This window comes from Peptococcaceae bacterium, from assembly GCA_024655825.1.
Classification (GTDB): domain Bacteria; phylum Bacillota; class Peptococcia; order DRI-13; family PHAD01; genus JANLFJ01.
Window position 1 is genome coordinate 1 of the sequence record JANLFJ010000060.1, and the last position, 12,937, is coordinate 12,937.

Here is a 12,937-nt window from a genome sequence, read left to right on the forward strand (position 1 = left end):
ACCAGGAACCCTTGTCACCATTGGCATGGAAATATTTGTCGCCAAACTCGGGTTTCAAAGAAAAAACATCTCAGCGGTTCCTTTCCTTTGACGTTTTATTTTCCTTTTCTTTCCGCCTTATTAGCTGGACTAATTCTACCGGCAAGTCTTCTTCCCTTACGTCCTTATCTCCAATTTTCTCACCTCTCACCTGTATCAAATGTTCATGGCAAGTAAAATCCTTTGTCCTGCATGCCGTGGGACAACCATTAATAATCAGCAGTACATCATTTGGTTTTATTTCTTCTTGTGAAAACACAAATTCATAATCAGTGAGTTTTTCTTTGAGCATTTCGTAGACTCTTTTTCTTCTTATTTCATCCTTACACCCACCGCAAAAGGCAACAAAGATTTTTTTTCTGTCTTTCATGTTATACCTGTATTTTTACATATAACCATTAACCATGCACTGCTGATCAGATATTAACGACATAGCTCTACCCCTCCTTGTTATTTTTGATTCCTTTTTCATTTTCTTAATTATTTTAATTTATAATATTGCAATATTCATGCCAATGACTCTTCCATATTCCTTGTCTTTGGCTTATAGTTCCCACTGCCAAGTCTATTTTTGATTTTCATCATCAAGCTATCGCCCAGCCTGTCGAAAAGGGCGCATCTTAACAAAAACAAGTGCCGAAATCAAGCACCTGTTTAGCCTGTCTGTTTAGCCTGTCAACAAAGTATTGTTGTCCTTTTTCGATAAAGCGCGGTCCCCTGTCCTGCATTACCCCATAATAATAGCCGGCCTGGGCCGCCAACTGAGAAATGGACGCTCCCATGGTACCCACCCCGATCACCAGTATTCTCCCCATGCCCTCGCCTCCTCGAACCTGTGGGGTCATTCGGTCAACTTCACCTTCAAAATTCAAATGCTTTATCCGCTAATCCCAGCTATCTCCTTGGCCAGTTTTTTCTTGTGTTCCAAATTGGCCTGTCGTGAAATCATAATTCGCTGGGCCTGCGGGGAACCGGCGCCATGAAGCGACTCGGTGCGATAGCCAACGGCAGCCGCACCAAGCGTCATGTTCTCGATCAGCCTGAGAATCTTAATACGCTGTTCGGTGCTGATTTCAAAAACACCCTTAAGGTACTTCTCTACATAATGGCCAATGACAGGGTTTCTAAAATCTTTTTCCGACGGCATGGTAACCATCAAGCCACCGGCAATATCTTCGGCCAACCTGGCTATCTCGTAAGGAAACCGGGTAACGTTTTGCTTGCATACATTTGCCAGCAAAAGATCGATGAGGTAGGTTCCCGACAGGGCGGGCCTTCCCTGGCAGGAACAAGCAATACCGCAGGCGTACAACGTTTCGTTGAGGTGGATCATTTCAATAATCTTATCCTTGATGTGGCTGGCTTTATTAACCCCGTTGTAGTCGGCGATAAGGGCCGCCGCTCCTATTAAAACATCGCCGACGCCCGTCTTGCATCCCCCGTAGCTTTGCCTGTGATACCCTGCAAAACGTTCGACCAGCATGCCGGAAAAAGCATATTCTTTGTACATGAATACTCTTTCCCAGGGAACAAAAACGTTTTCGAATACTACCAGCGCTTCCTGGCCGCCGTATACAGGATTGCCCACGTCAATGGAGCCGCCTTCCAACTTTCGCGTGTCGCATGACTGGCGGCCGTAAATATAAATGATGCCTTCACTGTCTGACGGAACAGCAAAGGAGACGGCATAGTCCTTGTCAGACTCACCCATGGCCATAGTCGGCATAACTAAGATTTCGTGAGAATTCAAGGCGCCGGTTTGATGGACCTTGGCTCCCCTGACAACTATCCCCTCTTTTAATTCTTCCACCACATGTAGGTACAGGTCCGGGTCCTTTTGCTGCGAAGGAGCCAAACCGCGGTCCCCCTTGGGGTCTGTCATGGCTCCGTCAACTGTCAGGTCGTTTTCTTGGACATATTTTATGAAATCAAGCACCCTGCGATGATAGGAAGTTCCTTTCTCCAAATCCATTTCATAAGCGACTGTCTCGACGGCGTTAATGGCATCCATCCCCACGCAGCGCTGAAAGCAGGAAGCTGTTTTTTGTCCCAAAAGCCGCTGCATCTTTACCTTTCTGACCAAATCATCGTGGTTTTGATGCAGGTGGCAGAACCTGTTGATTTTTTCCCCCGTAATACTTGAAGTCGCTGTCATCAAATCTTCGTGCTGCGGGTCCTGGGCCAATTCGTAAGTCATGGCCACCGAATTGACTGATGGCCTGATAATGGGATGATCAACAATATTCTTCACCTTCTCGCCGAACATGTACAGTTCAAACTTCTTTTTTTTCAACGATTCAACATATTGATCCTTGGTCATCATCGGTATAAACACTCCTCCCCGTATCATATCACCTTATCTTGCTTTAAGACCGCAATTTCTTCAGCAGTGAAGCCCAATGAACTGAGTACTTCCTCGTTATGCTGTCCCAATAGGGGTGAGGGTTGCACCGCACCCGTCTTACAATTCATGCTTTTTACCGGACACCCGGAAACCTTGACCTCACCGGCTCTCGGATGGTTAAGGGTCACGATCATCTCCCGGAATCCCACCTGTTCATTGTTGAGCACCTGGCTGATGTTATTGATGGGAGCGCACGGGATGCCGGCTTTTTCCAAAAGGCCGAGCCATTCTTGGGTGGTTTTCTTCGACATGATCTTTGTTAGGATGTCCGATAAGGCGGGCTGATTCTCAGTCCTTTTGTTGTTGTCGCGAAAACGCCGATCCTCAAGGAGTTCGGGGTGTCCTATCACTTCGCAGTATTTTTCCCATAAACCTTGATTTCCGCAGCAGACGATCACATAACCGTCTTTAGTTTTTAATGCTTCAAATGGGGTGATGGAAGCGTGACGGTTGCCAATGGGTATGGGGTTTTGTTCTGTGACGGCGTAACGAACTATCGAGTTTTCCAACAAGGCCACCTGGCAGTCCAACATGGAAATATCAATCCGGTCGCCCTGCCCTGTTTTTTCCCTATTTAAAAGGGCCGCCAGTATCCCTGAGGCGCAAAACAGCGAAGCGGCAAGATCCCCAATGGAGACGCCCACCCGCGTCGGTATCCCTGCAGGCTGTCCGGTTACGCTCATTATCCCCCCGTAACCCTGGACGACCATGTCATACGCCGGTTTGTCGCGGTAAGGGCCTGTCTGTCCAAATCCCGAAATCGAGGCATAGACGATCCCTGGATTAATCTTTGCGACCTCGTCGTATGAAAAGCCTAGTCTGTCAAGCACTCCCGGGCGGAAACTTTCGATCAGGACATCCGCTTTTTCCAGGAGTTTCCGGAGAATGCCGGCGCCTCGTTTATCCTTGAGATTTAATGTCATCCCTTTTTTACCCCTGTTAACACTGATAAAATAGCCGCTTTCCCCCTTGATAAACGGCCCAAATCCCCGTGCGTCATCACCTACCCCCGGTGCCTCAACCTTGAGAACGTCTGCGCCTAAGTCGGCAAGAAGCATTGTGCAATAAGGACCTGCCAGATTTCTTGTCAAATCGATTATTTTTATCTTGTTCAGCATGCCGTTTCCTCCTAAAGTGGCAAATTGCTGTGTTTTTTATAGGGGCGCCATTCTTCCTTTTCTCTTAAGGCCTTCAATCCTTCTATCAGCTTGGGCCTTAGTTCCGCCGGATCCACAATGTCGTCGACAAGTCCCCATTCCGCAGCTTTATACGGAGTAGCAAATTTTTCGCGATATTCTTTTACTTTTTCCTGATAGAGGATTTCAGGGTTTGGCGAACTCTCAATTTCACTGCGAAAGACAATATTTACCGCTGCGTCAGGTCCGACCACGGCAATTTCGGCAGTTGGCAAGGCAAGCACGAGATCGGCCCCTAACCCCTTTCCGCACATGGCAGAATATGCGCCGCCGTAATCCTTGCGGGTGACAACCGTTATTTTGGGGACAGTAGCCTCGGAGTAAGCGTATAACAGCTTTGCGCCGTTGCGGATAATGCCTTGATGCTCCTGATTAACACCGGGCAGGTATCCCGGGCAATCGACGAAAGTGACCAGCGGCAGGTTAAAGGCATCGCAGAACCTCACAAAGCGGGCGCTTTTCCAGGAGGCGTTTACATCAAGGCATCCGGCCAGGAAACGGGGTTGGTTTCCCACGATCCCCACGGGATACCCGTCAAGCCGCGCAAATCCAACCACTATATTTGTGGCAAAAAGGCTGTGCACTTCAAGGAAATCCCCGTTATCAACCACCTTCTTGATTATTTCCCGCATGTCATAGGCGCTGGCCTGGTTTATCGGTATTAGATCCCTCAATTCCGGCTCCCATCTATATATGGGGTCATCCGTCGGCAAGCGCGGCGGCTTTTCCTTGCTGTTTGGCGGCAAATAACTCAACAGTTTGCGGACCAGGGCCATTGCTTCCTGTTCGCTTTTACGTTCGAAATGAGCCACACCGGTCAGCCTGGAATGCACCTTGGCTCCCCCTAGCTCTTCCACTCCTACCTCCTCGCCGGTAACCGCCTTAATCACGGCAGGCCCGGTAATAAACATCTTGGTTATCGGATCGACCACAATTATAAAATCGGTCAAGGCCGGAGAATAAACGGCTCCTCCGGCGCAAGGACCAAGCACCACTGAGATTTGCGGTATCCAGCCGGAAGCTATGCTGTTGCGATAAAACAAAGAACAGTAACCGTTTAACGCTCCCATTCCCTCTTGGATCCTGGCACCACCCGAATCGTTGATCCCAATAAGCGGAGAACCCGTCTTGATGGCCTGGTCGATCAACCGACAAATTTTCAGACCCTGGGCTTCGCCTAAAGACCCGCCCATTAAAGTAAAATCCTGGGCAAAAACATGGACCGTATTGCCGTTGATCCGTCCCCAACCGGTAACCGCTCCTTCCCCGGGCAGGTCGCGTTTGTGCATCTCAAAATCAAAACAGCGGTTTTTTAACCAAGGGTCATATTCGGTAAAACTGTCTTCGTCCAACAGCAATCCAAGCCTTTCCCTTGCCGTCAACTTGCCGAGTTTATGCTGTTTGTCGATTTGTTCGGGTCCGCCGCCCTGAAAAACATGGGCTCGTTTTTGGTTTAGTTCTGCTATGAGGTCGTCAATTTTAGTCAATTAATTACCCCCCTCGTCATCAAATCACTTGATCTTATGCTATTCAAGACAAACGGGAGATTTTGGCGCCATTCCCCAAAAGCCGGGATCATGCGATACCATTACTTTGGCCTGCAAAACCCCTTGCAGGGTCTTGATTTTGTGAATGCTAAAAATGGCAAACTCTTGATTCCAGCTGTGCCCCGGCGGGATCGTATGCTCCAAATTGTCTCTTGTGTATATGGCGTCACCGGCTATGATCACATGGGCACCGCTGGCCATTTTAATCAAGACGGATTGATGCCCGGGCGTATGGCCGGGGGTATGCAGCAAAAACACCCCCGGAAGTATTTCCGCATCTCCGTCTACCAGTTCGTATTTGACGCCGCAATCAAAATGATCTTTCATGTAAGAGCTCTGCAAGTGTTTGTCAGGCTGGTAAGCATAGCGGTATTCGGCCTTTTGCACAAAAAAAACCGCTTTGTCAAAGAATCGGTTGCCGCCGGTATGATCCCAGTGCAGGTGTGTATTGATGACATACGAGATGTCATCCGTTTTAAGACCTAAAACCGCCAGGCGGTTCCTGATATCGTCATCTGCGGTTAAAACCGGTTTGATCAGTTTGGCTCTTTCCCCCCATGCTTTTTCCGGCTCAGTCAAACCCAGAGGATTTAAACCGGTATCGATAAGCGCCCAGGATTCTTTCATTTTCAACAGCACCGAATATACCGACGATTTTTCGACTACGCCAAAATCCTGGCCATACAATAAAATGCTGCGGTCTATGGTGAGGTAACCGCCTTCCAGAAAGTATACCTTTTGGACCATTGTTACGGCCTCCCTGTTTCAATATGGGCCGGCGCCGGCATTATAATACCGGCGCCGGCCTGTTGTCCGGATACTTTACATCTTTCTTCCCACGTAAAACCCTTCATGGGTGGCGGAAACCATACTCCTCACTTCCTTGGCGTCACCAATCAGGTACACGGCTTTCCCCCGCTCCGCTATTTCTTGGTACAAGGCATCGTTCGATTCACGCCCCAGGGCCACCACAACGGTGTCGGCAGGAATTCTTTCCTGTCCGTCGGGTCCTTCCAGAACGACATATCCTTGGCTCATCGACCTGACCTTCCGCTGGGTCAGGATGGCTACCTTTTCTTCTTTCAGGTACCTCATCAGTGGTTGCAACCTGGCTGCATAAGGATACAGATAGGCCGCGGCGGCTATCTTTTCCCCTTCTTCCACCAACGTTACCTCTTTGCCTTCTCTGGCCAGCGAAACAGCGGCTTCCGCGCCTTCATTGCCGCCGAGAATAACAACTTTCTTGCCAATCTCGGCTTTGCCTTCCAGGTATTCCCACAGATATACAATTTTCATGCCATTAGCCGGGAGATCCGCTTTTTTCTCTTTCGCTCCCGTCGCGACAACCACCACATCAGGTTTTTCCTTTTCCACCAGTTCTTTTGTGACTTCCACGTTTAAAACACACTTCACTCCTGCTTTTTCACATTCCCTGATCAGCCATTTTGGCAAATTCCACAGCTCCCTGGTGTAAAGCCGTGGAAAAGCAGAAGCCAGCTTGGTCTGACCGCCTAATTTGCCGCTCTTTTCGTACAAGGTTACCTGATGGCCTCTTTGCGCCGCTGTAAGCGCCGCCTGCAGCCCACCGACCCCGCCGCCGACAACCATGACTTTCTTCGGTTCTTTGACAGGTTTTAAGGCATACTCTTCCTCCCAGCTGTAGGCCGGATTCATGGGACACTCGCAACCCAGCGAAAGAAAAAGCCTGTTCAAGCACCAGTTGCAGCCCATGCACTGGCGAATGTCCTCAAATCTTCCTTCAATCATTTTTTTAGCAAAATGCGGTTCGGCAATAATGGGACGGCACATTGCCACCAGATCTGCCTTGCCTTCCGCGATGATGTTTTCTACCAGCTTGGGATCCTGTAATCTACCCACCGTTATGACCGGGATTTTAACTTTTTTCTTGATGGCTTCAGCGAAGCGCACGTTGACTCCACGCGGTTCATAAAGCGGCGGGAAGGCATGGTCAGGAGTATGACCGATTCTACCAGCGGAGGCATGTATCCAGGCCACGCCCATTTTTTCCAGCGTCGGGACTATTTCCTCCAGAACCTCGCTGAACTCCAGGCCGGGTGTTCCAAGGTCTTCCTGCATAAACTCGTGGCAGCTAAGGCGGACGCCTATGGGAAAACCGGGTCCGGCATATTTCATCATCGTTTCCACCGTTTCATAAAGGAACGTTGTCCTTACCGCGTATTTATCGGTGCGTCCGATGTTATGAAGCGGCGAAAGAAACTGCAGCGCCAGGCTGCCGTGGCAGGAATGCAGTTCCACCGCGTCAAAACCGGCCTGTATCGCCCTGGCGGTCGCTTTCCCATAGTTGTCAATTATTTTTTCAACTTCCGCCGTGGTCAACGCCTTTACTTTTTGACCGGACCACTGGGGTTTTTCCGATGGTCCCACCGGCGTTTCCCCGATAATCTCGGCTGAACAAAGGTTTCCTCCGTGAGAAATCTGCAGAGCCGCTTTCGCCCCTGCCTTGTGAATACGATCGGCCAGGTCGGACATGCCGGCAACAGCCTTGCTGTCCTGAATCCCCAGCTGCTGACGGAAAACCTGCCCTTGATTCTCGGTAAAAGTCATGGTGACAATGATCAGGCCCGGTCCATCGGCTTCCAGTTCAAAGTTATTCAAAGTGCGCGAGTTGACCCTTCCATCGACATCCGCAAAGTTTTTAACGGTAGGGGCTTCCACAAACCGGTTCTTGACCACCATATTGCCAATTTTTATGGGGTCATAGACAGTCGCCATTTAAACCACTCCTTCCCTTTAAATAAAATAATTGATCATGAGGTTACTTTAATCGCCAGCTGGGGACATATCGTTTCACAAAGGTAACAGGCCATGCACTTGTCCAGTTTAACTGCTTTGCTGCTGCCTTCCACGATCGCAAAAACCTTGTTGGGACATTGTTCAACGCAAATGCCGCAAGCGTTGCATGTACTGCTGTTAATGGCAATTTCAACCAAAACCGGCCACCTCCCTGTTTCAACTTTTTTTATTACCATTTTCAGCGCTGCAAACTCACCGTTCATTATTTCCGACTTTGTCTAATCCTTTTGTGCTGACGAAAACATGGTTGTCGCTTTTACGGATAAATAGCCCACCACAGGGCCTACAATAAGACCGGTTAATGTCGCTTTAAAATCAAGGGATGTGCCGAAATAGGTGGCGAACCCAAAAAAAGCGGCCGGCGCAAAAGACAAGAATGGATACTTGGCCAGTATAACCATGATTGCCGCAAATATGCCGACAAACACAGCCACGCCCCAACTTCCAAATATAAAGGCCAACACATCCGCCCCCAGGAGTATGGTCAAATAGCCCCACAATACCCCTGACAGCAAAGCCGGGTAAACTTTTTTCAAGGCTGCCTCATCTCCACCGGCCGCGAAGAAAGCCGCCCAGGCTACAAACAGCGGCCACGGCGGAACCTTGACCATTGCGGCGACAGGCATCCATAGACCTGCCAGAATCCCTACCGTCAGCCACAGCGGAATCCGCATCTTTTTTCCCCTCCCTTTCGTTCTTGATTTAAGAACAAAACACCAGTTGTTGGACAGTTACAGAAACCAGTTGCTAAAAACACCCCCCCGCCAGCGATGAAGTATGTTCGTTTGCTTCGTTATGCAAGCGCTGTGCCAACCGTTCAACGGGCGGATTTGAACGTTCTTAAAACGCCTGAAGAGTTGCATTCAAGCAACTCTTCAGGCGTGTAATCACTTTTAACCGGTTCGGGCAGCTGCCAATTGCTTCGCTGATGCAATTCGGCGCACTGTTGAATATCAGCAACAGCCTTTTTGTTTTATTTTGCGAACAATGGTAGAAGGATTGACACCCAGCATCCTGGCTGCAGCGCGAATGCTTCCGCCGTTTCTGATCGCTTCATTGATTATTCGCAATTCCACTTTTTTTATTACGTGGGCTAAATCCATGGGGAAGGCAAGGTCGGTTGGCCTCACGAGGTCATCGACAACCGCCCCTGTCTTATCGGCGTTCACCTTTTCTGAGAAGTCCTTGGGTAAATCCTCAAGAGAAATAACGTTGCCGCTGCTCATGACCGCAATCCTCTCCACAAAATTCTTCAACTCCCTGACGTTGCCGGGCCATTGATAAGCAACAAGACGATCCATGACCTGTTTGGAAAAAGTCTTTTTCCAATCGTACCGGGTATTGATATTGTGCAGGAAAAGCCGCGCCAGGGGCAAAATATCCTCGCGCCTTTCGCGAAGGGGCAACACATGAAGCGGCACTACGCTTATCCGATAATATAGATCCTCGCGAAATTTTCCTTCCTCCACCATCTTCTTCAGATCGCGATTGGTAGCTGTAATGACCCGGATATCAACCCTTTTCCGGTGAACAGAACCTACCCTGGTCAAAAGACCGGTGTCCAGAAAGAGAAGCAGCTTGGGCTGGAGGCTCAGGGGGAGGTCGGATATGTCGTCCAGGAGGATCGTACCTCCCTGGGCGCTTTCCAAAAAACCAATTTTGCCAATTCTGTTTGCTCCCGTAAAAGCTCCGGGGTCATAGCCGAACAGCTCCGACTCCAAAAGGTTTTCCGGTATCGCTCCGCAGCTGACGGTGACAAAAGGCGCATCCTTACGCGGACTGTATTTATGAATGAGATTGGCATATAAAGTCTTCCCTACACCGGATTCTCCGTATATAAGCACTGTGCTATCCACGGCCGACAGCGCCTTAAGGTCCGATATGTTTTTTCTCGATTGGCTGCTGGCAACGACAACATCCTTGGTTTCCATCGTTCCGTCTTCGGAATTATTGTTCATCAGCCATCTTTCGTAACTCTGCTGGTACATCTGAATAAGCATCGTTATATCACGGATATTGCTTACAACCTGGATGACTTCCCCCTTTTCATTAAACACCGGGTTTCCCGTCACCAGGGTTACCTTCCCGTTTCTGTTCAATTGCACCATGCTGATCCTGCTTTTTGTCTTTTGAACATCAAGGGCAACGGAGCGATCAAAGTATCCCTTGGACACCAATTCAGTCATATGACACCCGATCACTTCCTCAGCGGATATGCCGGTGATCTCCTCAAAGGCCGGGTTGACTTGAACAGTGTATCCGTTACGGTCCACCACATATATTCCGTCTTGCGAATACATAAAGAAATTATATAATCCGTTATAGAAATTATTCATTTCCTCGTTCTTTATCTCCAGCTTCTTCCCTTGTTGAAAAAAAACGTTCTGTTCAGACACGGCAACTCCCTCCTTGACGCTTTATTCTCATCAGAATGGAGTGTCCTCTGGTTAAAACCGTCAAAAACACAAATGTGCTTATCCAATTATATACATAACAATTTATATAATTCAACTTATTATCATCAATATTTTTATATTTATTAAAAGTTGACGGTATTTTCAGCCTGCGTCGGCTGCTGTTATCAAGCCGTCTTTTGAGCCGCGGCGACCCATCTGCTCAAGAACAGGCGCCTGAAGCCGGCGCCTGTTCTTATTGTTCTTTCTTTCTGTTATTTTCCTGTGCATGATCGTCTAAATGACCACTTCATCCAGCTTGTTGAGGTTATATCGCTTGATGATGTCGATCAGCTTCAACGGGTAGCGTGAGTCCGTGGCATAGCCGCACCGCTTCAAGGCCCAGGCGCCCAGGGTGCTGTCGTTCATCACCGCCCTGAACGGCCCGTACCTGCTGGAGTTGAGCAGCAGCTTCTTATGGTCGTCCCAGCTGTCTTCAGGTTTGTAATACGCCCTGAATTCCGCATCAACCCGGTAGGTGTTGCCATTGTATTCCTCCCAGGTGTTGGAGATCACCGAACCTGCAGGCCCTTGCCCCTTGATGCCGAACAGGTTATACGAGAGCTTGCCGGTATACTTGTCCACCGGAGTGCTCTGTCCCCAGCCAGTCTCCAGGATGGCCTGGGCAACCTGCAGTGCGGCCGACATGCCTGTTTTTTCCCTGGATTTGACGGCCAGCCCGGAAACGAAATCCAGGAATTTGCTTTTTTCCATCAGAGGTTTGGCTTCATATATTTTGCCAAGATAGACGCGCACGGGAACGGCCTCGCTGCTGACTTTTCCTCCAGAGGCCATAGTGCCGACAGCCTGGATGTTCCAGTTCCCGGCATCATTTTTCCCCGGTGTCCAGGAATACTCGGCCGCCGGATCGCTCCCGCGGGCAATAACCTTTTTCGCTCCTGTTTTAGGGTTGACCAGGACATATTCAATGCTGTTAAGCGCTGCATTAGCCACCGACTTGAGCTTCACTGCTCCTGTCAGCACTTGGTTGGGACCTACGGTCTGCAGGAGAAGCCGGGGAGTGTCCTTTACCTCAACCGTGACCGTGCCAGTGACATGGACATTTCCCGCCGTGTCCTTGACCCTGGCCGACAGTTCCCATGTCCCCGCCTGCTCCGGTCCCGGAAACCAGCTGCAGCCGGAGTAACCGTCAGCAGGTACCAGGGTCTCAACTTTTCCTGTCCTGGTGTTTTTCAAAACATACTCCGTCATGCTGACGGGATAATTCCGCCAGACCCACAGGGTGACCGGTTTCTCGACAACAGTGCCGGCAGCGACTCCCCGCAGCTCCTGTTTCCTGGCAACATTGACCGATACGGCAACCGGCTGGCTGGCATAGGCCTGTCCCAGGCCGTCGCTGGCTATGGTCCGGATTGTATAATTGCCGTTGTCCGTAAACTGGGGTGTCCACTGGTAGGCCCCTTCGGGGTCCGCTTCGGCGGTGACCGTTGCTTTACCCGTTTTCAGGTTCGTGATTTCATACTTCACGTATTCCGCCAGGAAATTCAGGTTGACCCGTAGAGCTGCGGCATCGGTAATCTCTTGTCCATTTGCGATCCCCGCCAGGGACACCTGCGGCGCCACCGCCATCTCCACGGGAATTGCGCTGCCGGCCAGGAAACGGCCTTCCTGGTCGTACAGCGAGACGGCCAGCACCTGCCGGCCGCACTGGGAAGCCTCTGGCAGCCAGCGATACGCAGCCGCCAGGTCGTTCCCCCGGGCAATCACTGCTCCCTTTCCCGTTTCAGGATCGAGAAGGAAAAACCTTATCTCGGCCGCACCGGCAGGGACAGCCCCCGAAAAAACCGCTTGCAGCTGCATGGCCCCGGTGATGGCCTGGCCCGGCTGGACGGAGGCGATGCCAACAGCAAAAGGCTGCCCGGCTTCGGGCGGCAAAACGGAGTCCACATAAACGGTCCTGCTTGTCCCGTCCCATTTTATCGCCACTCCCAGGGCGTTGCTGACCAATCTCAAGGGTACAAACGTGCGGTCCTGGATTATTTGGGGCGGCACGTCGCTCAGCCCGAAAGAAGCAGAACCTTCATAATAATCGACCAGCCGGTTGTCAATGCGCAGCAGCACTGAGCGGTTCCCTCTGATGATGACGACGTTCTTCTCCGCTTCGCGCCACTCAACTTTCGCGCCCAGCGATTCGGAAACAAGGCGCACGGGAACGAGCGTGCGGTCGTTTTTTATCACGGGCGGCGGGGAAGATTTAATTGTCTTCCCATCAATAACCAGTTTTATGTCGTCAGCGGCGATTCCCGGGAAATCCGCCCCGATCATAAAAACTAGCGCCAGCATTAAACCTGCGCCGATCTTTGAAAGACAAAAATTTTGATTAACCTGCATTGAAGAACATCTCCTCTAAGATTAATCATACCATGTTTACACGACATTTCTATTTATAACAGGACTTATGCAGTTCCAGGATAATATTCCCAGTTCCACAGCCTGAATTCT

At 50.1% G+C, this 12,937-nt stretch carries 11 protein-coding genes; all 11 read right to left on the reverse strand.

What is annotated here, in order from left to right:
* Positions 1–70: 70 nt before the first annotated feature.
* The gene (locus tag NUV48_14740; protein MCR4443388.1) at positions 71–409 is read right to left on the reverse strand and encodes a hypothetical protein; all 339 of its coding nucleotides are present in this window, start codon (positions 407–409) and stop codon (positions 71–73) included.
* A 250-nt stretch (positions 410–659) separates the two neighbouring features.
* Positions 660–854 (reverse strand): 3-hydroxyacyl-CoA dehydrogenase NAD-binding domain-containing protein, encoded by a 195-nt coding sequence (locus NUV48_14745; protein MCR4443389.1) that lies wholly within the window; start codon positions 852–854, stop codon positions 660–662.
* Between the two features lie 62 nt (positions 855–916).
* Positions 917–2,368 carry a 4-hydroxyphenylacetate 3-hydroxylase family protein gene (locus NUV48_14750; protein ID MCR4443390.1) on the reverse strand — a complete coding sequence of 484 codons (1,452 nt, stop codon included), beginning with the start codon at positions 2,366–2,368 and terminating at the stop codon, positions 917–919.
* Positions 2,369–2,385: 17 nt separating this feature from the next.
* A complete protein-coding gene (locus tag NUV48_14755; protein MCR4443391.1) occupies positions 2,386–3,561 on the reverse strand; it encodes a CoA transferase in 1,176 nt (391 codons plus the stop codon).
* 11 nt (positions 3,562–3,572) lie between these two features.
* On the reverse strand, positions 3,573–5,126 hold the full coding sequence (locus NUV48_14760; GenBank protein ID MCR4443392.1) for a methylmalonyl-CoA carboxyltransferase: 1,554 nt from the start codon (positions 5,124–5,126) through the stop codon (positions 3,573–3,575).
* Between the two features lie 39 nt (positions 5,127–5,165).
* On the reverse strand, positions 5,166–5,933 hold the full coding sequence (locus NUV48_14765) for an N-acyl homoserine lactonase family protein (GenBank protein ID MCR4443393.1): 768 nt from the start codon (positions 5,931–5,933) through the stop codon (positions 5,166–5,168).
* 75 nt (positions 5,934–6,008) lie between these two features.
* A complete protein-coding gene (locus tag NUV48_14770) occupies positions 6,009–7,940 on the reverse strand; it encodes an NAD(P)/FAD-dependent oxidoreductase (GenBank protein MCR4443394.1) in 1,932 nt (643 codons plus the stop codon).
* Positions 7,941–7,975: 35 nt separating this feature from the next.
* Positions 7,976–8,158, reverse strand: a complete 183-nt coding sequence (locus NUV48_14775) for a 4Fe-4S binding protein (GenBank protein ID MCR4443395.1) — start codon at positions 8,156–8,158, stop codon at positions 7,976–7,978.
* Between the two features lie 81 nt (positions 8,159–8,239).
* The gene (locus NUV48_14780; GenBank protein ID MCR4443396.1) at positions 8,240–8,695 is read right to left on the reverse strand and encodes a DUF1097 domain-containing protein; all 456 of its coding nucleotides are present in this window, start codon (positions 8,693–8,695) and stop codon (positions 8,240–8,242) included.
* A gap of 279 nt (positions 8,696–8,974) precedes the next feature.
* On the reverse strand, positions 8,975–10,417 hold the full coding sequence (locus NUV48_14785) for a sigma 54-interacting transcriptional regulator (protein ID MCR4443397.1): 1,443 nt from the start codon (positions 10,415–10,417) through the stop codon (positions 8,975–8,977).
* 294 nt (positions 10,418–10,711) lie between these two features.
* The gene (locus tag NUV48_14790; GenBank protein MCR4443398.1) at positions 10,712–12,826 is read right to left on the reverse strand and encodes a stalk domain-containing protein; all 2,115 of its coding nucleotides are present in this window, start codon (positions 12,824–12,826) and stop codon (positions 10,712–10,714) included.
* Between the last annotated feature and the right edge of the window lie 111 nt (positions 12,827–12,937).